Below are 20288 nucleotides of genomic sequence, written 5' to 3'. Positions count from 1 at the left end.
GGGCCCACCCGGTCGGGGTGGGCCCACGGACGGGCCGGTCAGGCGACCGGGGTGGCGTGCACCAGGTCGAGCTCCATGAGGGTGGTGTCGTCCACGTCGTACCCGATGGCGTTGTGGACCACGACGACGCCACTGACCTGGCCGGCGAGCCGGCCGGCCAGGTCGACGGCGCTGCGCCGGTCCAACCGCCCGTCCAGGGTGACCTCACCGTCGCGGACCCGGACGGTGACCAGGCCGTCCCGGACCGCGAGCACCCGGCGCAGCACCTCCTGCACCACGTCCTCGCGGATCTCCGCGTCGGTGCGCAGGTGCACCCGGAGCAGGTCGCTGCGGGTGACGATGCCGACCAGCCGGCCGAGGTCGTCCAGCACGGGCAGCCGCTTGACCGCCTCACGGTCCATCAGCCGGGCCGCCGCCGCCAGCGTCGCGTGCGGGTAGGTGGTCACCGCCGGTGCGGTCATCAGCTCCTCGGCGACCTGCGCGCCCGCCTTCTCCCGGGCGGTGCGTCGGCGCCGTCCGGTGAAGATGCGCCGCTCGTCGGGTTGGCCGGCCCGCTCCACCTTGTGTAGCAGGTCCGCCTCGGAGACCACCCCCAGCACCCGCCGGAAGGAGTCCACCACCGGCACGGCGCTGACGCCCCGCCGGATCAGCACGTCGACGATCCGACGGTACGGGGTCGCCGCCTCCACCGTCGCCACGTCCGTGGTCATCACGTCGCCCACCTGCCAGGTTCGCATCACAACCTCCTCGGTCCACCCACGACGCTAGGACCGCCATGGTTGCCCTGGTCAGAGGCGGTGGACCGGTCTGGGCAGGCCGACCGGACCGGGCCGGAACAGGTCCAAGGTCCCGGGCGGGAGCGGCCCGGTCGGCCCTGCCCGCCCCGCCTCCGCGGAGCTGGAATGGAGTTGCCACCGGAAAGCGCGGTGCAGCCACCAGAAGGGACGTGGAGACCATGACCGCGACGATCGAGCGGGTCACCGCCAACAACAAGGTTCCGGCCAACACCAGGGTTCCGGCGGTCGCGACCACCCGCAACGTCGAGACCACCCGCCAGCGGGCGGCCCGCTACGTCCTCGCCGGACTGCGGATCGCGCTGGGCTGGACCTTCCTGTGGGCCTTCCTGGACAAACTGTTCGGCCTCGGGCACGAGACCGCGGCGAAGAACGCCTGGATCAACGGCGGCAGCCCCACCAAGGGCTTCCTGACCTTCGGGGCGGCCGGCCCGTTCCAGGGCTTCTACCAGGGCATCGCCGGCGCGGCCTGGGCGGACTGGCTGTTCATGCTCGGCCTGCTCGGCATCGGCGTGGCCCTGCTGCTCGGCATCGGCACCCGGATCGCGGCGGTCACCGGCGGGCTCCTGCTGGTCATGATGTGGACGGCCGTGCTGCCCCCCGCGAACAACCCGTTCCTGGACGACCACCTGATCTACGCCGGTCTGCTGGCCGTCCTGGCCCTCGTCGGCGCCGGCAACACCCTCGGCCTCGGCCGGCCCTGGGCGCGGCTCCCCATCGTCCGGCGACTCCCCTGGCTCAAGTGAACTGATCCCCTGGGTGGGCGTCACCTGAGGTGACGCCCACCCATGGCGTACCCCGACCGGACCCTTTCCCGGGACCCGCGGGTATCGGCCGGTCGCGATCCGGCAGGATCGACGGGGACCACACCCGGAACACCGAGGAGACCCGCTCATGCAGAAGCCCGAGGTTGGCCCGATCGAGGGCGCGGCGCCCGCCGATCTCGTCATCGACGACATCACGGTCGGCGAGGGTCCGGAGGCCCGCCCCGGCCAGCTCGCCACCGTGCACTACGTCGGCGTGGCCCACTCGACCGGCCGCGAGTTCGACGCCTCGTGGAACCGGGGTGAGCCGTTCGAGTTCCCGCTCGGCGGGGGCCAGGTCATCGCCGGCTGGGACCAGGGCGTGGTCGGCATGAAGGTCGGTGGCCGGCGCCGGCTGACCATCCCGCCGCACCTGGGTTACGGCGCCCGGGGTGCCGGTGGCGTCATCAAGCCGAACGAGACGCTCGTCTTCGTGGTGGACCTGCTCGGCGTCCGCTGACCCGGCCGATCTGGGCCGTCGGCACCCACGCCGGCGGCCCTGGTCCGTCCCGCCGGGGCGGTCGCGCCGCCTGGCCGCCACGAGGGCGGGCGTCAGGCCGCGACCAGCTCCCCCGCGACGGCCGACTCCCGGACCGGCATCACCCGGTGCAGACCGGTGGCCCGCAGCACCCGGGCGACGACCGGGCCGGGATCGACCAGGACCAGCTCGCCGCCGCGGGCGCGGACCCGCAGGTGCGCGGCGAACAGCGTGCGCACGCCGGCCGCGGAGAGCAGCCGCACCCCGGAGAGGTCCACCCGCAGCACGGGCCGCGCCGGGGCCGCCCAGAGCGCGGCCCGGAACGATCCCACGGTGGCGATGTCGATCTCGCCGATCGCCCGGATGTCCACCTCGTGGTCGCCCACGCTGATCTCGACGTAGAACCGGTCGCTGTGCTGCCCCATGCCGAGAAATCTATCCCGGGGGACCGACACTTCCGGCCTGCCGGAACCCGGGATCCGGGTACGTCCCGGGTCCAACCCCGAGAGCCTCAGGGGATCCCCCCGGCCCCGGGCGCCGGCCACCCCGGACGCGGTGGTGGTCGGTGCCGCGCTGGTCTCCGGCGCGCTGCCCGATGTCGCGCGACACGCCGCCGGCAACTGACTGACCGGGCATCGGCGGGGAACAATGACCCGATGGCCGTCCCCCGCCGGCGCCCGCCGCTGCTGATCCGGCCGGTCCGTGAGCCGGCCACCGTGCCCCCGCCGCTGGACGGGCCGTGGGCCCCCACCGACGACCGCCTCGACCGGGCCGACCTGCTGCCGCTGCCTGACGGCGGGCACGGCCCGGAGGACGTGCTGATCGACCCGGAGGGCAGGGCGGTCAGCGGCGACGAGCAGGGCCGGCTCTGGTGGTGGCCGGCCGACGCCCCGGCCGGCACCCGGCCCACCCTGCTCGCTGAGACCGGCGGCCGGCCGCTCGGCATTGAAGTGGACCCGGTCGACGGCGGGCTGCTGGTCTGCGACGCGTACCGGGGGCTGCTGCGGGTCACGCCGGACGGGGTGGTGCGCGAGTTGACCGGCAGCGGGGAGGTGCATCTCGCCGACAACGCCACGGTGGCCCGGGACGGCACGGTCTACTTCACCGACAGCTCCGACCGGTTCCCGCTGTCCCACTGGAAGCGGGACCTGCTGGAACACCGTCCCAACGGGCGGGTGCTCGCGTACGACCGGCGGACCGGGCGCACCGAGGTGGTGACGAGCGGCCTGTACTTCCCCAACGGGGTGGCGCTGACCCCGGACGAGTCGGCGCTGATGCTGGTGGAGACGGCCACGCACCGGCTGCTCCGGGTGGACCTGCCGGAGGGGCGGGCCACCGTGCTGGCCGATCTGCCGGCGTACCCGGACAACGTGTCGGCGGTGGGCGACGGCACCTACTGGATCGCGCTGCCCAGCCCCCGGCTACCGAGCGTGGAGAAGCTCCTGCCGCATCCCCGGGTGCGCCAACTCGTCGCGCTGCTGCCCGGCGCGGTGCAGCCGCAGCCCCGCCGCTACGGGCTGGTCGCGCTGGTGGACGGCGCCGGGCGGGTGCTGCGGACGCTGCACGGGCCGAGCGGGGCGTACCCGATGATCACCGGGGTGCGGCAGCACGGGCAGCAGCTCTGGCTGGGCAGTCTGACCGCCGCGTGCGTGGCCCGGGTGGACCTGAGCTGACGGACGAGGCCGGCCCCGCCGTGGTTCCCACCGGGACGCCGCCGGGCCGGCCGAGAGGGCCGGCTCGCCGTGGTTACGGCAGGGACACCGCCGGGCCGGCCGAATGGGGCCGGCCCGCCGTTACGGCGGGTCGGCCCCGGTCGTTCCTCCCCGGTGGTCAGCCGCCGCTGCTGGAGGGCGCGGGAGCGGGCGCCGACCCGCCGGCCACCGCGCCCGGGTGCGGCGTGGCACTGATCGTGGGCTTGAGCCCGGCCGGTACGGGCAGCGCGCTGCCCTTGGCGAACTCGTCCCAGCCGACGTTCCAGGCGGTCCAGCCGTTGCCGGCCTGCAGTTGCACCTCGGTGCCCTTGACCGTCACCAGGTCACCGACCTGCGTGATGCCCATCAGCCAGTCCGCCGCCGCGTTGGAGACGTTGGCGCAGCCGTGCGAGACGTTGGTGTAGCCCTGGTCCCCTTCCGACCAGGGCGCGGCGTGGATGAACTCGCCGCCCCAGGTGAGGCGCTGGGCGTCGTCCACGTCGACCACGTAGCCGCCGTTCGCCTCACCCCGGGTGTCGAAGGTGGTCCGGTCGAACTTCTCCATGATCACCATGTTGCCGCTGGAGCTGGGCGTGTCCGGCTTGCCGAGGCTGACCGGGATCTTCTTGAGCAGCTTGCCGTCCTGGTAGACCGCCATCTGCTTGGTGGCGTTGTCGATGTCGAGCGAGACCTGCCGACCGATCTTCGAGGAGGCCGACCGGTCCGCGTCGCCGATCCGGTCCTTGCCGATCGGCAACCCCTCCAGCCCGGCCCGCACGCTGATCTTCGTGCCCGGCTTCCAGAAGTCCGGCGCCCGGTAGTAGACCTGCGTGCCGTCCCCCACCCACGACCAGGTGCCCGGCTGCGGCGGGTCCGTCTTCACGAACAACCGGCGCTGCACGTCCGCCCGGGCCTCCTGCGGAATGCCCGGCTCGAAAGCGACCACCAACGGCATCGCCGTCCCGTAGGTCTGCTCCCCGCTGAAATACAAGGTGCTCTTGATCGCCTGTTTGGTCGATTTCGCCATCGTCGTGAATGTCGCCTTCTGCGTCCTCGTCCGCCCCTTGTCACCGGTGGCGGTCACCTCCGCCGTGTACGTCCGCGAATTCTGCAACGGCCGGGTCGGCACCCAGCCCGACCCGTCCTCGCGCGGCTCGGCCGGCACCTGCGCGCCCTTGTCGTCGGTCAACCGCACGCCGGTGATCTTCCCGTCCTTGACGGTGGCCCCCACCTCGGCGCTGACCGGCACGTCCTTCGTCTTGTCCGCCGGCGTGACCGTGATCGACGGGGGTGCGGCCCCCTTGCCGACCACCGACTTCGGTCCGGCCGTGCACGCGCCGACCGCCAGTGGCGTGGCTGCGATGGTTACCGCGAACAGCGTCATTCGCCGCCTCAGGTCCATTTCCCCACCCCCATTTCCAGTCCCCTTCATTCCCATTCTGTCGGTCACCGGAGAAGCTGTAGGCCGTTCCGAACAATTGCTTGACCGAGGCGACTTAAGTTTTGTCAGTCGCGCACGGAATAGCATTTCTTCGCCCGGTCAGTCCCATTCGTCGTCGCCGTGGTTGCGTTCCCATCGGCCGCCGATGGGCGGGGTGTCCAGCCGGGTGGGGCCCTCGGCGTTCCCGGCCAGGTCGTTGTCCTCGACCCGGCAGTCCACGCAGCTGCCCCGTTCGGTGATCCAGAAGCCATGGGTCTGGGTGGCCGGGCGCAGACTGTCCCAGACCCGGTTGCCCCGGATGCTGGCCGAGTCGAGCGCGGCGTGCACGGTGATGCCCGCCCGGGTCTCGGGCGCCGCCGACAACTCGTACCCGGTGCCGGGCACCGGGACGTCGGCGCTCCAGGCGGTTACCGCGTCGGGGCGGACCGGCGCCAGGGTGAGCTCGGTGGCGTTGTTCGCGGCCACCAACGCCATCCGGCCGTCGACCCGGACCACCTTGCCCCGGTGCTCGTCCTCCTGCCACTCGGCCCGCCGGTCGACCACCAGCTTCTCGCTGTACCGCACCGAGTCGCCGCCGCCCCGGACGACCGGGCCACACTGCCGCCCGTTGCTCCGGATCCGGTTGCCGGTGATGATCGCGTCGATGATCGGCCGGTCGATCCGGATCGCGTCCAGGCTGTTGCCGTAGAAGTCGTTGGCCTCGATGACGACCTCCCGGGCACACTCCTGCTCCTCGCCGCCCAGGCTGCGCTGGTGGTACCCGTACCGGCCGTTTCCGGTGATCCGGTTGCCCCGGATCGTGTACGGGCCGGGGGTGTTGCCGATGCTGACCCCGTCGCGCACGTTGCCGTCGATCACGCAGTCGCTGAGGATGCCGCCGCGACCGGCGGTGCCCGTGGTGCCCTTGGCCGAGACGTGGAAGCCCGCCTCCAGGTTCCCGGTCAGCGTGCAGGCGGAGACGATCAGGCCGTTGGCGCCCCAGTCGGAGATGCCGAAACGGTTGCCCTGGGCGTGGCAGCCGACGATCCGGATCCCCCGCGGCCGCAACGTCCCGGCCTGCTGCAACTCCAGGAAGATCCCGCTGGTGGCGTTGCCGACCGCCGAGCAGTTGACGATGTTGACCCGCTCGATGCTGCCCCACCCGCCGACCCCGATGCCGATGCCGGCCCCGCCCATCTCGGTGCCGTTGTCCAGCCTCCCGCAACCGGCCACCAGCAGGCCGTCGATCAGGCAGTCCTGGAGGAAGTCGCAGCCCAGGCCGGTGGCTGCGGTGTGGTGGATGTAGAGGTTGCGGAACATGCCCCGCACGACGTACTGGAGGCCCAGCCCCTTGGCCAGCGGGTTGTACTCGGCCGAGGCCACCTCGGAGCCGTCGATCTCGAAGTCGGCGAAGGTGCAGTCCGCCAGGTGACGCTCCCGATCGGCGCCGTGCAGCGCCGCCGTGTGGAAGGCCAGCGGGGTGGGATCAGCCCGGTTGCCCGAGTTGCTGAGCACGAACCGGGTCGCGCCCGGGCCGGCGCCGAGCAGCGACACCCCGCTGCGCCAGACCGTGCCGGCGTCCCGGATCGAGTACACCCCGGGCGGGCAGTAGATCACCCGGGCCCGCCGGTCGGCGGCGTACGCGTCCCCCAGCCGGTCCACCAGCGCGGCGAACGCGGGCTGGTCGTTGGTCGTCCCGTCCCCGGTCAGCCCGTGCTCCCGGGCGTCGCACATCAGCGGCGCGCCGGCGACCGGGTGCGGGCGTACGCCACCGGCGGAGGGCACGTGCGAGTGCTCCATCCCGTTCCTCCCCCTCGGCGACCGGGCTCGCATTCCCGGTCCCGCAGCGGAGAAACGGCGGACGGCCCCGGCCCCGGGCGTGGACGGGGCCGGGGCCGGGTCGGTGGGTCAGACGTTCGCCACCAGCAGGGCGGGCTGCTCGACGCAGTCCGCCACATGCCGCAGGAAACCGCCGGCCACGCCGCCGTCGCAGACCCGGTGGTCGAAGGTGAGGCTGAGCTGCGTCACCTTGCGGACCGCGAGCTGCCCGTCGACCACCCAGGGCTTGTCCACGATGCGGCCGACGCCGAGCAGTGCCGCCTCCGGGTGGTTGATGATGGGGGTGGAGCCGTCCACACCGAACACCCCGTAGTTGTTCAGGGTGAAGGTGCCGCCGGTCAGCCGCGCCGGGGGCAGGCTGCCGGCCCGGGCCGCAGCGGTGGTCTCGGCGAGGGCGGCGGCCAACTCCCGTGTGGTCAGCCGCTGGGCGTCGCGGAGCACCGGGACGACCAGGCCCCGGTCGGTCTGCGCGGCGATGCCCAGGTGCACCCCGGCCGACTGGATGATCCGCTGCCCCTCGGTGTCCACGTGCGCGTTGAGCTGCGGGTACTTCCGCAGGCCGCTGAGGCAGATCCGGGCCAGCAGGGCCAGGATGCTGACCGGAGCGTCCGGGGTGGCGGCGTTGATCGCGGCCCGGGTGGCCAGTAGCCCGGTGGCGTCCACGTCGACCCAGATGGTCACCTCGGGGATCTCCCGCCGGCTGCGGGAGAGCTTTTCGGCGATGACCTTGCGGATGCCGGTCAGCGGGATGACCACGTCACCGTCCGCGCCGGGGGCGAGCCCGACGTGCGGGTCCGGCACCGCGACCAGCCGGGTCGCCGGGGCGGCCGAGGCGGCCTCCACGTCGGCGCGGCGGATCACCCCGCCGGGGCCGGTGCCGCGCACCGACGCCAGGTCGATCCCGCGCTCCTTCGCCAGCCGCCGCACGATCGGCGAGATGACCAGGGCGCTCGTCCGCGTGGCCTCGGCCGCGGCCACGCCGGCAGCAGCCGGGGCGGTGGCGGTCGGGGCGGTGGCGGTCGGGGCGGTGGCGGTCGGGGCCGGGCCGGCGACGGCACCGACCGGCGCGGCGGCCGGGGGCTCCGGGGCCAGCGCGAGCCGCGGGCGGCGACGCCGGCGGCCGGAGCCGCCGTGCCCGGTGCCGTACCCGATCAGCACGTTGCCGGAGCCGGCGCGCTCCTCCTCGCGGTAGGTGGCATGCGGGTCGTCCCCTTCCGCACCGTCGAGCGGGGCGATGGTGATCAGCGGCTGGCCGACCGGGCGGACCTCACCCGCCGCGCCGTGCAGGGCCACGACCCGGCCGGCGTACGGGCAGGGCACGTCGACGACCGCCTTGGCGGTCTCCACCTCGACCACGGTCTGGTCCACGGTGACCACGTCGCCGACAGCGACCCGCCACTCGACGATCTCCGCCTCGCTGAGCCCCTCGCCAAGGTCCGGCAGGAGGAAGTCGCGCGTCCTGGTCGTGGTCGTCATGCCGCCACCTCCCTGCGGTCGGCGTCGTCATGACCTGCGGGGCGGAGCCGGATGATTCGCTCGCTGCGCTCGCTCATGCCGCCACCCACCGGGTGTCGGGCTGGTCGTCCCACTGGAGGCGGGCCACCGTGTCCAGCACCCGATCCACCGAGGGCAGATGGGCGTGCTCCAGCATCGGCGCCGGGTACGGGATGTCCAGGCCGGACACCCGCAGCACCGGGGCGTGCAGGGCGTGGAAGCAGCGCTCCTGCACTCGGGCGGCGATCTCCGCGCCGACGCCGGCGAAGCCCTGCGCCTCCTGGATCACCACGCACCGGCCGGTCTTCCGCACCGACGCGATGACCGTGGCGTCGTCGAACGGCACGATCGTGCGTACGTCGACGACCTCCAGGTCCCAGCCCTCCTCGCGGGCGGCCTCGGCCGCCTCCAGCGCGACCGGCACCGCCGGCCCGTACGCGACCAGGGTGGCGTCGGTACCCGCCCGGCGCACGACGGCCTTGCCGAACGGCGCGGTACGCGCCGGCAGCTCCGCCTCGGCGCTGGAGAAGTAGAGCTTCTTCGGCTCCATGAACACGACCGGGTCCGGGTCGTCGATCGCCTCGCGCAGCAGCGAGTACGCGTCCTCGACGGTGGCCGGGGTGACCACCTTCAGGCCCGGGGTGTGCGCGTAGTACGCCTCCGAGGAGTCGCAGTGGTGCTCCACGCCGCCGATGCCCCCGGCGTACGGGACCCGGATGACGATCGGCACGCTGAGCGCGCCCCGGGTGCGGTTGCGCAGCTTCGCCACGTGCGAGGCGATCTGCTCGAACGCCGGGTACGCGAACGCGTCGAACTGCATCTCGACCACCGGCCGCAGCCCGGACATGGCCAGGCCGACGGCGAAGCCGACGATGCCGGCCTCGGCGAGCGGGGTGTCGAAGCAACGCTTGTCGCCGAACCGGGCCTGCAGGCCGTCGGTGATCCGGAAGACGCCGCCCAACTGCCCGACGTCCTCGCCGAAGACGACCACCCGCTCGTCGTCCAGCATCGCGTCGGCCAGCGCGGCGTTGAGCGCCTTCGCCATGGTCATGGTGGCCATCAGGCGTCCCCCTCCTCGTCGCGGGCGGCGGCCAGTTCGGCGCGGACCTGCTCACGCTGCTCGACCAGCTGCGGGGTCGGCTCCGCGTACACGTGGTCGAAGAGGCTGAGCGGGTCCACCGCCGGCTGGGCGTTCATCCGGTCGCGCAGCGCGGCCGCGTACGCCTCCGCCTCGTCGGCGATGGCGGCGACCGCCGCGTCGTCCAGCACGCCCCGGGCCCGCAGGTAGGTCTCCAGCCGGGCGATCGGATCGCGGTCCCGCCACGCCTCGACCTCCTCGGCGTCCCGGTAGCGGGTCTGGTCGTCGGCGTTGGTGTGCGGTTCCATCCGGTAGGTGTGCGCCTCGACCAGGAACGGCCCCTGGCCCGACCGGGCGTGCTCCACCGCCCGGGTGAGCACCGCGAGCACGGCCACCGGGTCGTTGCCGTCGACCTGCTCGCTGGGTACGCCGTAGCCGACACCCTTGTACGCCAGGCTCGGCGCGGCGGTCTGCCGGGACAGCGGAACGCTGATCGCGTACTTGTTGTTCTGCACGAAGTAGACGACCGGGGCCTTGAACACGGCGGCGAAGTTGACACCCTCGTGGAAGTCGCCCTCGCTGGTCGCGCCGTCGCCGATGAAGGCCAGCGCCACGGTGTCCCGCCCCTGGTACGACTCGCCGTACGCCAGGCCCGCGGCGTGCACGCACTGGGTGGCCAGCGGGGTGCACTGCGGTGCGGTGTGCCGGGCCGCCGGGTCGTACCCGCAGTGCCAGTCACCACGCAGCAGGGTGAGCACCTCGACCGGGTCGATGCCCCGGGCGGTCAGCGCCATCGACTCGCGGTAGGTGGGGAAGACCCAGTCGGTGTCGTGCAGCGCGAGAACCCCGCCGACCTGGCAGGCCTCCTGGCCGCGCGAGGACGGGTAGACGGCGAGGCGACCCTGCTTGGTCAGCGCGGTGGCCTGCACGTCGAAGCGGCGTCCGACGACCATCCGCCGGTACATCTCGCGGAGCGCGTCGAGCGGCGGCTCGGGGTAGTCGTCCCGGGCCGGCAGCGGGGTGCCGTCCGGGTTCAGCAGCCGGACCGGCTCGGTACGCGGCAGCAGCCCGGCCGACGGGTCGACGGCGGCGGGGGTGGCCTTCCGGCGGGTGCGGGGGGATGCCCTGCGGACCGCCTGGGGTGTGGTCGTCACGGCGGGGACCTCCTGGACGTGTGGTGGACCTATGCTCACGCCGTCGGATGATTGACTCAAGTTGCCCGTCGAATGCGGGACGAATGGCAGTACTGGGAGTGGTTCATGAGCCAGGAGACCAACCCGACACCGGGCGTGGCGGGCGGAACGGGACGTTCGGCCGGGCCGCTCGACGAGGTGGACCGGCGGATCCTGCGCGAACTGGTCGACGACGGCCGGCTCTCCATGCGCACGCTGGCCGAACGGGTGCACGTCTCGCGCACCAACGCGTACGCCCGGGTGGAGCGCCTGATCCGGGACGGGGTGATCACCGGCTTCCGGGCCCGGGTGGCGCCGGAACCCGCCGGGCTGGGCACGTCGGCGTACATCGCGCTGACCATCGAGCAGAACACCTGGCGGGAGGTGTCCGAGGAACTGGCCCGGGTGCGCTACGTCGAGCACGTGGCGCTGCTCAGCGGCGAGCACGACGTGCTGGCCCTGGTCCGGGCGCCGGACAACGCCACGCTGCGGAACGTGGTGCTGGAGCGGGTGCAGAGCATCGCCGGGGTGCTGTCGACGCGCACCTGGCTGGTTTTCGAGGAGTTCGACGGGACGCAGGGCCTCTGGCCGTAGGCGTCAGCGTTCCGGCGGCGCCTCCAGGCCCTCCCGGTCGGCCAGCTCCAGCAGCGGCTCCAGGGAGAACCGGCGGTCGTCCAGCCCGGCGTGCGGGTCGCCACGCTCGGCGAACCGGGCTGGCAGGCTCACCACGTCGAAGTCCTCCGGCCGCGCGTCGTCCAGCTCCGACCAGTCCAGCGGGGCGGAGACCAGCGCCTGCGGGGTGGGCCGTATCGAGTACGCCGACGTGACGGTGTGATCGCGGGCCATCTGGTTGTAGTCCACGAAGACCGGCCGGTCCCGCTGCTCCCGCCACCAGGTGGTGGTCACCAGGTCGGGCAGCCGGCGCTGCATCTCCCGGCCCAGTGCCAGCACCGCCCGCCGGCACTCGCCGAAGCTCCACCGCGGCTCGATGGACAGGTAGACGTGGATGCCGCGACCGCCGGTGGTCTTCGGGTAGCCGACCAGCCCCAGCTCGTCGAGGAACGCCCGCACCTCGCGGGCGACCGGGACCACCTGGGCGAAGTCCACCCCGGGCATCGGGTCGAGGTCGATGCGGAGCTGGTCGGGGTGCTCCACGTCGCCGGCGGACACCGGCCACGGATGGAAGCGCAGGGTGCCCAGGTTGACCGCCCAGATCACCACGGCCAGCTCGCTCGGGGCCACCTCGTCGGCGGTCCGGCCGCTGGGGAAGGTGATGTGCGCGGTGCGCACCCAGTCCGGCGCCCCGGCGGGTAGCCGCTTCTGGTAGAACGCGTCGCCGCGATTGTCCTGCCGGGTGGCGATCTTCGCGCCCTCGAACACCCCGCGCGGCCACCGCTCCAGCATGGTGGGCCGGTCGCGCAGGGCGCGCAGGATGCCGTCGCCGACGGCGAGGAAGTAGCGGACCACGTCAAGCTTGGTCAGCCCGCGCTCCGGGAAGTACGGCTTGTCGGGGCTGGAGACGCGGACCACCCGCTCGCCTACCCGGATCTCCTCGGCCGCCGTGGTCGCCACGCCTCACACGGTAGCGGTCGACGGGCCGCCGGGGTCGCCCGCCGCGCAGCGGGCCGGTCAGGAGATCAGCGTGATGCCCACGACGACGAGCGGCAGTCCGACGAACAGGAAGATCCCGACACCGGTGAGGACCCGGCCACCGCCCGCGGTCTCCTGCTCGGGTGCGAGCCCGAAGGCGGCCCGGGCCCCGAGCATGCCGACCCGGCTGAGGGTGAGGTCGCCGGTGACACCGAGCAGCGCCCCGACGACGACCAGGGCGATACCGAACCGGGCGACGAACTCGCCGCCGGACACCGCCACCCAGACGCCGGCGGCGACCGCGACCACCGCCAGCGCGATCACCAGCAGCACCAGGGCTTCCCGCAGACCCTTGAGGACCGTCATCGATGGCTCCATCCCGTCGTGTCGGACGGGACATTCTGCTCCACCGATGGGCGTGCCCGCTGCCCCGTTCGCGACAGCGGTCAGTCGAGCGGCACCATTCGGGAAGCGCCAGCGTCGCGGCTGCCGGGACCGGGCGGCGTCCGTCCGGCCCCGGCCACGCCGGCGCTCAGCGCCCTTCCTGCTGCATACGCGTCATGAGCATCTGCTTGCCCTGGTCACCGGCCTTGCGGTTGTTCTCCTGGATCTTGCGGAACCAGTTGGCGAGCTCCGTGTCGCCGCGCTTGTCCGCGTCGGCGATGTACGTGTCCATCCGGTAGATGTTCTCCAGCGACATCTGCACCGTGTGGATCAGGTCGTAGTTCTTGTCCCGTACCGGGCTCATCTGTTCTTTGGTCATGGTCGTGGCCACGACATACCTCCCCATGTCTCGGCTTCCGGTGGCGCCAGCGCTTACCCGCCTGCGGCCGGTTCACGCCCCACCCGGCCGAGGGCCGCCCGACGGCCGGCACGGTTACGCCCGCCGGGCCCGGGTACCGGAGGCCGCATGGCGGACCTGGCGGCGCTGTGGATCGTCCGGCACGGCGAGAGCACGGCGAACGTCGCGGCGAGCCGGGCGGAGGCGGCCGGCGCTGAGCTGACCGGCCTCACCCAGCACCGCGACGCGGATGTGCCGCTGTCGCCGACCGGGCGGGAGCAGGCCCACGCCACCGGCCGCTGGCTCGCCGGGCTGCCGGGGGCGCGCCGGCCCGATGTGGTGGTGGTGTCGCCGTACCTGCGGGCGGTGCAGACGGCCGAGCTGGCGCTGGCCGGCACGGGCATCCCGGTCAGCCGGGACGAGCGGCTGCGCGACCGGGAACAGGGCATCCTCGACGGCCTGACCCAACACGGGGTGCGGCAGCGGTATCCGGCGGAGGCGGAACGCCGGGCCCGCCTCGGCACCTTCTACTACCGGCCCCCCGGCGGCGAGTCCTGGCCCGACGTGGCGCTTCGGCTGCGCGCCCTCCTCGGTGACCTGCGCCGCGACCACGAGGGCCGGCGGGTGCTGCTCTTCGGCCACGACGCCCTGGTTTTCGTGCTCCGCTACTTGATCGAGGGGCTCACCGAGGACGAGCTGAGGCGGCTGACCCGGGACTACTCGATCGCCAACTGCTCGGTCACCGGCTGGTCCGTCGACGCCGCGGGGCGGCTCGCCCCGGAGATGTTCAACGACGTCACCCATCTGCACCGGCAGGCCAGGCAGCCGGAACGCGGCTCTGCCGACCCAGGGACCAGCAACGGGCTGGACAGTGGGCCAACTTGATTGCTCCTGCCCTTCCGGCGACCGCGACTGCCGGCTGCGATCGAGCTTTGCACCCGGCCTGTCCTACATGGCCGGTCCGTAGCGGGACCGTAGCCGGGCGATAGCGAGCTGGCCCAGGCTCGCGACGGGCGCGGGACATCCCCGCCGCCCGTTCCGGGTCTCTCGCCAAGGAGTTCCATGGGCAGGTTCAGCTCAACCAGACGGTGGGGCGCCGTGGCGCTGACCACCGCAGCCCTCAGCACCGGTGCCGTCGTGCTCCCGACCACTGCGGCGCACGCCGCCGCACCCAATGATCACGTCCTCTACTGGAACGATGTCCTGGTGCGCACGTACCGCCAGCTCGGCGGAGCGCCGGGGCCGCTGGCCCGCGCCGGCGCCATGCTGCACGGCGCCATCTACGACGCGGCCAACTCGGCTCTCTGCGCGGCCGGCGACGCCCAGTGCATCGGTCAGCCGTACCGGGTCAAGGTCTCGCCCACGCCCGGCGTTGTGCCGGACATGGCCACCGCCATCGACTATGCCGCTTACGACACGCTGCGCAGCGTGTACCCGGGCGTCAACTTCGACGCCGACCTGTCCACCGCGCAGGAGGGGACGGCCGGTTCGCCGGCCCGGACCGACGGTCAGCGGATCGGCTCGGCGAGCGCACAGGCGATGATCAGTTTCCGGACCGACGACGGGTCGCCGGACAACTCGACGTTCCCGTTCAGCGACACCCCGGGAGTGTGGCGGCCGACCGGCTCCGGCGCCGCCGCCACGCCCAGTTGGGGCCTGGTCAAGCCGTTCGCGATGACCTCCGGCGCCCAGTTCCGGCCAGGCTTGCCGGCGGGCTACTCGGACATGGCCAAACTGCTCGCCAGCCCCGATTACGCGGCGCAGGTCAACGAGGTGAAGGACCTCGGCCGGTACAACAGCACGTCTCGCACTGCCGACCAGACGCAGGCCGCCTGGTTCTGGGCCAATGATCTAGACAAGCTCACGTACAAGCCGCCAGGCCAGCTCTTCGCCCACACCCAGATCGTGGCGAAGTCGGCGAAGCTGACCCAGGCCGGGAACGCTCGGCTCTTCGCCCTGGTGGCGATCGCGCTAGCCGACGCGGGGATCGTGGCGTGGGACGCGAAGTACCAGACCCCGATCGCCCTGTGGCGGCCGGAGAGCGCGATCCAGCTCGCGGACACCGACGGCAACCCCGCGACCAAAACCGACGCCAACTGGAAGCCACTCTCGGCCGACGACAAGGGGGTGAACTTCTCCCCGCCGTTCCCGGCCTACACCTCCGGGCACGCCACGTTCGCCGCGGCGTGGGCGAGCGCGATGACGGGCTTCTTCAACACTGACGCGTTCAGGTTCACCGTCACCACCCAGGATCCGCACGCGCCAGGGGTTACCCGGACCTTCGCCACCTTCAGCTCCGCTGCCACGGAAAACGCCCGCAGCCGGGTCTACCTCGGCGTGCACTACCAGTGGGACGCCGACGCGGGGATGTCGTCGGGCACCGCGATGGCGAACTACGTCACCGCGAACTTCCTCCGCCCGACCACGTCGTACACCTTCGACGGGTTCTACCTCAACGGCAGCAAGATCGGCGACTACATCGACGCCGCACCGCCGCGGAGCTTCACCTTCGGATTCGCCATCAAGGACTCCGCCGGTAACCCCGTGACCGACTCCGGCGCCGTGACCGGCACGTCATGGAACGGCCACCCCGGGGGCGCCGTGAATTCGGCGCCGATCTACAACCCGACCACCGGGCGGATCGAGGTCAGCACCCTGGCCAACCGGAACTGTTCTGGGCCGCAGCTCTTCTCGGTCCTGCTCCGGGACGGCTCGACCCACTCCATAACTGTCGACTGCGACGTCGTCTGATCCTCATCGGCCACCGCGGTCATGCTGTCGTGGGCCCGGCTTTCGGGTCCACGACAGCCATCAGCCGGTCCGGCCAGTGAGAGGCTCAGCGCCTCAAGCTGGCGGCGTAGGTCCCGCAGCAACTGTTCGGTCAGCCGCAGACAGTCCAGCGTCGCCGCCAGCGCCTCCCGGTCGACCGTTGACGGCGCGGTCGGCTCTTCCTCCAGCAGGTCGCGGTACGCCGCCACCAGTTCCCGGCCCGGGTCCAAGCCGAGCTCCTCGCGAAGGAGCCGGCGAACCTGGTGGTAGGTGGCGATCGCCTCGCCCCGGCGGCCCGCACCGTGCAGTGCCACCACCAGATGCCGCCAGAACGTCTCCCGCAACGGATGCTCCGCGACCAGCTCGGTCAACGTCGGAACGATTTCCTGGTGCCGCCCGAGGCGCAGCTCCAGTCCGAACAACTCACCGAGCACGTCCAGCCGCCGCTCCTGCAGGCGGACCCCGGCGAGCTGAGCGAACGGCGCATCGACGTTGCACAACGGCGGCCCGTGGTACAGCTCGAGCGCTTCGCGGAACAGTGCCGCGGCCGCGTCGAGCTGGCGGCCCGCGCTCAACGCCCGACCGCGCTGCACGAGCTGGTCGAAGACCAGAACGTCGATCTCGCCAGGCGGCGCGTGCAGCGAGTAGCCGGCTGGATGGGTGCTTATCTTGACACCCTCGATGCTCTGGAACAGGGCCCGCAGCGTCGAGATCTGCACCTGCACCTGGGTCCGCACGGTCCGTGGCGGAGTCTCGCCCCAGACCGCCTTGATGATGTCGTCCATCGGAACCACCGCGCCGCTGTTGATCAGCAGCAGCGCGAGCACCGCGCGCAACCGGTTGCCGCGGATGTCGAGCGGGCTGTCCTCCGAGCCTACGGTGAGCGGTCCCAGGAGCCGGAACCTCATGAGCGGTGGAATCGGGCCGGAAGGTGAGTTGGCAGGAGAGTGTGCAGCTCGAGCATGGCGTCCCCCGTCACGCTTAGCAACATCAGCAATTCGCGGCCGTAACTGTAGGAGTTCTTGGATGCGTGGGCAAGGGCGCAGCTCACCAGGGTTGACACGCGGTCGAGTCCCACCCGTGGGCCGCCGTCTGACGGTTGTTGTTCGTCCGTTCGGCTGTGTGTAACACCACAGCAACTCCCTACGCTGATCCCTCGAAAGCGAGCAGCCTGCTCGTTTTCCGCCGACCCCTGTCCGCCAGGCAGTGGGGCTCGGCTGGATCGGCCCTCTGGGAGTCTGTGTGAAGAACCTTCGTCGCAAGACACTGGCCGCAGCGTCCGTCGTGGCGCTCGGCGTCGGCCTCGCCGCCACCGGCGGGCTGGCACCGGCGGCCGCAGCCGGACCGGACACCACGTTCCTGGTCCTCGCCCCACAGGGCGGCAAGACCGACAAGGCCGCCGCCCGCGTGGCGGCCGCCAAGGGCACCGTCGTGGCCAGCTACGACCAGATCGGCGTGCTCGTCGTCCGCTCAACCAACCCCGACTTCGCCACCCAGGTGGCGGGCGCGGGCGTCGAGTCGGTCGCGTCCACCGCCGGCCTGGGCACCGCCCTCGACGAGGGCGAGACCGTCGAGGTCTCCGCGGAAGAGGTCGCCAACGCCACCGGCGACCCGACCAAGGAGCCGATGTACGGCCAGCAGTGGGACATGAACATGATCCACGTCCCGCAGGCCCACGCCGTCAACAGCGGCAGCTCCAACGTCGTGGTGGGCGTGCTGGACAGCGGTATCTCCAGCAGCCACCCCGACCTTGCCACCCAGATCGCCAAGGACAAGAGCGTGTCCTGCATCGGCGGTGTCACCGACACCACCGAGGCGGCCTGGAACCCGACCAACTCCGACCACGGCACCCACGTGGCCGGCACCATCGCCGCCGCCGTCAACGGCATCGGCGTGACCGGCATCGCGCCCGGGGTGAAGGTGGCCGCGGTCAAGGTCGTCAACAACGACGGCTTCATCTACCCGGAGGCTGCGGTCTGCGGGTTCCTGTGGGCCGCCGACCACGGAATGCAGCTGACCAACAACAGCTACTTCATCGACCCGTGGGAGTTGAACTGCCGCAACGACGCGCGCCAGCGCCCGGTGTGGCAGGCGGTGCAGCGGGCCATTCGTTACTCGCAGTCCAAGGGCGTGCTGAACGTGGCGTCCGCGGGCAACTCGAACTACGACCTGGCCCACAAGAACACCGACTACGACAGCCCGAACAACCTGCCGGAGGGCCAGGATCCCACGCCTCGCGTGGATCTCAACAGCGCCTGCCTCGACCTGCCGGCCGAGGCGCCGGGCGTGGTCACCGTCTCGGCGGTGGGCCCGACCGGGCAGAAGAGCTACTACTCGTCGTACGGCCAGGGGGTCATCGACGTGACGGCCCCGGGTGGTGACAGCCGGTTCCGTACCCAGGGTGCCCGCTCCACCTCCACCGATACCATTCTGTCGACCATCGGACGCCTGGACGCCCAGGGCAACATGGTCAACGGGTGGGGGTACAAGCAGGGCACCTCGATGTCCGGCCCGCACGCTACTGGTGTCGCGGCGCTGGCGTTGTCGGCGCACCCTGGCATGACCCCGGGCCAGCTGTCGGCGTTCCTGGAGCGTTCGGCGGTGGCGCAGTCCTGCCCGGCGGGCGTCTACGACCCGGTGCCGAACTGGCCGGTGCCGGTTCCGCCGGCCACGTGGCCGCACAACATCGGCCCGTCGTACTGCTCCGGTGGTGAGCGGAACGGCTTCTACGGCGCCGGCATGGTCGACGCGTTCAACGTGGTCAAGTAACACCCGCACCACCAGCGACGGGGTCCGGCGTTCCGACGCCGGGCCCCGTCCTGCTGTTTGCGCTGTTCGTACCGGGGGGTACCGGGGGCGGCATCCGCCGACTCAAGGACATCGCCTGGTGCCTACGCCGACCATAGGTGATCAAAGTCCGTAGCGCCCAGGCCCCGGCTTGATCCACGGGGCTAGCCCATCGACTGTGGACGGACCGTAGCCAGCGCAGAGCTTATACTGCTTACGTATCCGCCACCCTGCGAATCTCCCAGACAATCATGCCCAGACCGCTCTCGCTGGCCGCCGTGACGCGGTGCGTCAAACAACAGAAGGGCCGCTGAGTGTTGACCGGTCGCCGTTATCTGCTGGCGTTCACTGATGAGCAGGCCGCGTACGCGGAGTAGGTGGGTGCGGTGTGCCGGGCGGTGTGGAATACAGCGTTGGAGCAACGCCGTATGTACCGCCGCCGTGGCGGGTTCGTCGGCTACAACGAGCAGGCCCGGCAGGTGGCCGAAGCGAAGAAGGACCCGGACTGTGCGTGGCTGGCCGATGCACCGTCGCACACATTGCAGCAGACGTTGCGGGACCTGGACCACGCGTGCAAGGCGCATGGCACGTGGAAGGTGCGCTGGCGGTCCAAGGCGCGCACCGCGCCGTCGTTCCGGTTCCCCGACCGTAGCCAGATTGCTGTGCGGCGGGTCAGCCGTCGGTGGGGTGAGGTGCGGCTACCGAAGTTCGGGCTGGTCAGGTTCCGGTGGTCCAGGCCGCTCGGCGGTGTCCTCCGTAACGCCACGGTCTCCCGTGACGGCGGGCGCTGGTACATCTCGTTCTGCGTCGAAGACGGCGTGACCAAGGCGGCTCCGAACGGTAGACCGCCGGTCGGCGTGGATCGTGGTGTGGCGGTCGCACTGGCCACCTCTGATGGGGGTCTGGATGACCAGGAGTTCGTAACTCCCGGCGAGGCGGCCAGGCTCAAGCGGTTGCAGCAACGCCTGTCGCGGTCGCTGCGCGTTCACGATCGTAACCGTGGGTCGAAGCGGCGGGACGCTACACGCGCGCAACTCGGCCGGCTGAATGCGCGGATACGAGCCCGGCGGAGGGACTTCGCCGCGCAGACCGCCGTGCGGCTTGTTCGCGAGCACGGCTTGGTCGCTGTCGAGGGTCTGCGGATCAAGAACATGACCGCAAGTGCCAAGGGAACCGTTGAGCAGCCTGGCCGTAACGTGCGTCAGAAGGCTGGCCTGAATCGGGCCATCCTGTCCAAGGGTTGGGGTGGGTTCCTGCTGAAGCTGGAGCATGCCGCCCGCTACCACGGAGCAAAGATCGAGAAGGTCAACCCCGCATACACGTCGCAGACCTGCAACGCCTGCAAGCATGTCGCTCCGGAGTCCCGCAAGAGCCAAGCGGTCTTCCGATGCGTCGCCTGCGGGCACCAGGACCACGCCGACGTGAACACGGCCAAGAACATACTCGCCGCCGGGCTGGCGGTAACAGGGCGTGGAGACCTCGCCGATGGGCGGTCTGCGAAGCGCCAACCACCCGAACTGATCGCAGCGTAAACGCCGATCAACCTCGGGAATCTCCCGCCTTCAGGACTCCGTTGGGAAATCCGTGAAGTG

The 20288-nt window shown here is 71.7% G+C and carries 19 protein-coding genes and 1 pseudogene; 9 read left to right on the top strand and 11 right to left on the bottom strand.

Annotated features, from left to right (window positions below; translation table 11 throughout):
- Positions 1-38: 38 nt before the first annotated feature.
- Positions 39-737, bottom strand: coding sequence for a CBS domain-containing protein (locus A6A27_RS05295; RefSeq protein WP_073833390.1), 699 nt, complete (start codon positions 735-737; stop codon positions 39-41).
- A 209-nt stretch (positions 738-946) separates the two neighbouring features.
- Here A6A27_RS05295 and A6A27_RS05290 point away from each other — a divergent pair, with 209 nt between their 5' ends.
- Together A6A27_RS05290 and A6A27_RS05285 are read left to right on the top strand one after the other, a co-directional pair.
- Positions 947-1540, top strand: coding sequence for a DoxX family protein (locus tag A6A27_RS05290; RefSeq protein WP_443189946.1), 594 nt, complete (start codon positions 947-949; stop codon positions 1538-1540).
- A 148-nt stretch (positions 1541-1688) separates the two neighbouring features.
- Positions 1689-2057 (top strand): FKBP-type peptidyl-prolyl cis-trans isomerase, encoded by a 369-nt coding sequence (locus A6A27_RS05285; RefSeq protein WP_073833387.1) that lies wholly within the window; start codon positions 1689-1691, stop codon positions 2055-2057.
- A gap of 92 nt (positions 2058-2149) precedes the next feature.
- Here the strand turns inward: A6A27_RS05285 and A6A27_RS05280 are convergent, their stop codons facing one another.
- Positions 2150-2500, bottom strand: a complete 351-nt coding sequence (locus tag A6A27_RS05280; RefSeq protein WP_073833385.1) for an STAS domain-containing protein — start codon at positions 2498-2500, stop codon at positions 2150-2152.
- Between A6A27_RS05280 and A6A27_RS42885 the strand changes: the two genes are divergently transcribed.
- A complete protein-coding gene (locus tag A6A27_RS42885; protein ID WP_143193896.1) occupies positions 2499-2699 on the top strand; it encodes a hypothetical protein in 201 nt (66 codons plus the stop codon). The two genes, A6A27_RS05280 and A6A27_RS42885, sit on opposite strands and share 2 nt — an antisense overlap.
- A 32-nt stretch (positions 2700-2731) precedes the next feature.
- Positions 2732-3748: an SMP-30/gluconolactonase/LRE family protein gene (locus tag A6A27_RS05275; protein WP_073833384.1), complete on the top strand. Its 1017-nt coding sequence runs from the start codon at positions 2732-2734 to the stop codon at positions 3746-3748.
- Positions 3749-3905: 157 nt separating this feature from the next.
- On the opposite strand, the gene A6A27_RS05270 is transcribed toward A6A27_RS05275, so the two are convergent.
- From A6A27_RS05270 to pdhA, 5 genes are all read right to left on the bottom strand, one after another.
- Entirely contained in the window at positions 3906-5168 is a 1263-nt protein-coding gene (locus A6A27_RS05270; protein WP_073833383.1) for a L,D-transpeptidase, read from the bottom strand.
- Between the two features lie 138 nt (positions 5169-5306).
- Entirely contained in the window at positions 5307-6986 is a 1680-nt protein-coding gene (locus A6A27_RS05265; protein ID WP_073833381.1) for a right-handed parallel beta-helix repeat-containing protein, read from the bottom strand.
- Between the two features lie 108 nt (positions 6987-7094).
- Positions 7095-8501, bottom strand: coding sequence for a dihydrolipoamide acetyltransferase family protein (locus A6A27_RS05260; RefSeq protein ID WP_073833380.1), 1407 nt, complete (start codon positions 8499-8501; stop codon positions 7095-7097).
- A gap of 73 nt (positions 8502-8574) precedes the next feature.
- Positions 8575-9579: an alpha-ketoacid dehydrogenase subunit beta gene (locus A6A27_RS05255; RefSeq protein ID WP_073833378.1), complete on the bottom strand. Its 1005-nt coding sequence runs from the start codon at positions 9577-9579 to the stop codon at positions 8575-8577.
- Positions 9579-10784, bottom strand: coding sequence for a pyruvate dehydrogenase (acetyl-transferring) E1 component subunit alpha (gene pdhA / locus A6A27_RS05250; protein WP_198940207.1), 1206 nt, complete (start codon positions 10782-10784; stop codon positions 9579-9581). The genes A6A27_RS05255 and pdhA overlap by 1 nt, the downstream gene beginning before the upstream one ends.
- A gap of 72 nt (positions 10785-10856) precedes the next feature.
- On the opposite strand from pdhA, the gene A6A27_RS05245 reads away from it, so the two are divergent.
- Positions 10857-11363, top strand: coding sequence for an Lrp/AsnC family transcriptional regulator (locus A6A27_RS05245; protein ID WP_073833567.1), 507 nt, complete (start codon positions 10857-10859; stop codon positions 11361-11363).
- 3 nt (positions 11364-11366) lie between these two features.
- On the opposite strand, the gene A6A27_RS05240 is transcribed toward A6A27_RS05245, so the two are convergent.
- The 3 genes from A6A27_RS05240 to A6A27_RS05230 form a co-directional block, all read right to left on the bottom strand.
- Positions 11367-12341 carry a DNA polymerase domain-containing protein gene (locus A6A27_RS05240; RefSeq protein ID WP_073833375.1) on the bottom strand — a complete coding sequence of 325 codons (975 nt, stop codon included), beginning with the start codon at positions 12339-12341 and terminating at the stop codon, positions 11367-11369.
- 57 nt (positions 12342-12398) lie between these two features.
- Positions 12399-12725, bottom strand: a complete 327-nt coding sequence (locus tag A6A27_RS05235; protein ID WP_073833373.1) for a hypothetical protein — start codon at positions 12723-12725, stop codon at positions 12399-12401.
- Between the two features lie 166 nt (positions 12726-12891).
- Positions 12892-13134 carry a hypothetical protein gene (locus A6A27_RS05230; protein WP_241825085.1) on the bottom strand — a complete coding sequence of 81 codons (243 nt, stop codon included), beginning with the start codon at positions 13132-13134 and terminating at the stop codon, positions 12892-12894.
- 135 nt (positions 13135-13269) lie between these two features.
- On the opposite strand from A6A27_RS05230, the gene A6A27_RS05225 reads away from it, so the two are divergent.
- Both A6A27_RS05225 and A6A27_RS45715 read left to right on the top strand, forming a co-directional pair.
- Positions 13270-14025 (top strand): histidine phosphatase family protein, encoded by a 756-nt coding sequence (locus A6A27_RS05225; RefSeq protein WP_073833371.1) that lies wholly within the window; start codon positions 13270-13272, stop codon positions 14023-14025.
- Between the two features lie 177 nt (positions 14026-14202).
- Positions 14203-15534, top strand: a pseudogene (locus A6A27_RS45715) (vanadium-dependent haloperoxidase); the annotation flags it as partial.
- A 224-nt stretch (positions 15535-15758) separates the two neighbouring features.
- Here A6A27_RS45715 and A6A27_RS45710 read toward each other — a convergent pair.
- Positions 15759-16817, bottom strand: a complete 1059-nt coding sequence (locus A6A27_RS45710; RefSeq protein WP_073833368.1) for an AfsR/SARP family transcriptional regulator — start codon at positions 16815-16817, stop codon at positions 15759-15761.
- 334 nt (positions 16818-17151) lie between these two features.
- On the opposite strand from A6A27_RS45710, the gene A6A27_RS05210 reads away from it, so the two are divergent.
- The gene (locus tag A6A27_RS05210; protein ID WP_073833367.1) at positions 17152-18678 is read left to right on the top strand and encodes a S8 family peptidase; all 1527 of its coding nucleotides are present in this window, start codon (positions 17152-17154) and stop codon (positions 18676-18678) included.
- A gap of 395 nt (positions 18679-19073) precedes the next feature.
- Positions 19074-20228, top strand: a complete 1155-nt coding sequence (locus A6A27_RS05205; protein ID WP_338013277.1) for an RNA-guided endonuclease InsQ/TnpB family protein — start codon at positions 19074-19076, stop codon at positions 20226-20228.
- Positions 20229-20288 lie beyond the last annotated feature (60 nt).

The organism is Micromonospora sp. CB01531, assembly GCF_001905095.1.
In the GTDB taxonomy this organism is placed as follows: domain Bacteria; phylum Actinomycetota; class Actinomycetes; order Mycobacteriales; family Micromonosporaceae; genus Micromonospora.
The sequence above is the reverse complement of the archived record's forward strand: the minus strand, read 5'-3'. Positions and strand labels throughout refer to the sequence as shown.

What these genes read in the sequence shown, in the direction of transcription:
- A6A27_RS05295 (WP_073833390.1), bottom strand. Translation starts at nt 737, where the DNA reads ATGCGAACCTGGCAGGTGGGCGACGTGATGACCACGGACGTGGCGACG.
- A6A27_RS05285 (WP_073833387.1), top strand. Translation starts at nt 1,689, where the DNA reads ATGCAGAAGCCCGAGGTTGGCCCGATCGAGGGCGCGGCGCCCGCCGAT.
- A6A27_RS42885 (WP_143193896.1), top strand. Translation starts at nt 2,499, where the DNA reads ATGCCGAGAAATCTATCCCGGGGGACCGACACTTCCGGCCTGCCGGAA.
- A6A27_RS05280 (WP_073833385.1), bottom strand. Translation starts at nt 2,500, where the DNA reads ATGGGGCAGCACAGCGACCGGTTCTACGTCGAGATCAGCGTGGGCGAC.
- A6A27_RS05275 (WP_073833384.1), top strand. Translation starts at nt 2,732, where the DNA reads ATGGCCGTCCCCCGCCGGCGCCCGCCGCTGCTGATCCGGCCGGTCCGT.
- A6A27_RS05270 (WP_073833383.1), bottom strand. Translation starts at nt 5,168, where the DNA reads ATGGACCTGAGGCGGCGAATGACGCTGTTCGCGGTAACCATCGCAGCC.
- A6A27_RS05265 (WP_073833381.1), bottom strand. Translation starts at nt 6,986, where the DNA reads ATGGAGCACTCGCACGTGCCCTCCGCCGGTGGCGTACGCCCGCACCCG.
- A6A27_RS05260 (WP_073833380.1), bottom strand. Translation starts at nt 8,501, where the DNA reads ATGACGACCACGACCAGGACGCGCGACTTCCTCCTGCCGGACCTTGGC.
- A6A27_RS05255 (WP_073833378.1), bottom strand. Translation starts at nt 9,579, where the DNA reads ATGGCCACCATGACCATGGCGAAGGCGCTCAACGCCGCGCTGGCCGAC.
- A6A27_RS05245 (WP_073833567.1), top strand. Translation starts at nt 10,857, where the DNA reads ATGAGCCAGGAGACCAACCCGACACCGGGCGTGGCGGGCGGAACGGGA.
- A6A27_RS05235 (WP_073833373.1), bottom strand. Translation starts at nt 12,725, where the DNA reads ATGACGGTCCTCAAGGGTCTGCGGGAAGCCCTGGTGCTGCTGGTGATC.
- A6A27_RS05225 (WP_073833371.1), top strand. Translation starts at nt 13,270, where the DNA reads ATGGCGGACCTGGCGGCGCTGTGGATCGTCCGGCACGGCGAGAGCACG.
- A6A27_RS45710 (WP_073833368.1), bottom strand. Translation starts at nt 16,817, where the DNA reads ATGAGGTTCCGGCTCCTGGGACCGCTCACCGTAGGCTCGGAGGACAGC.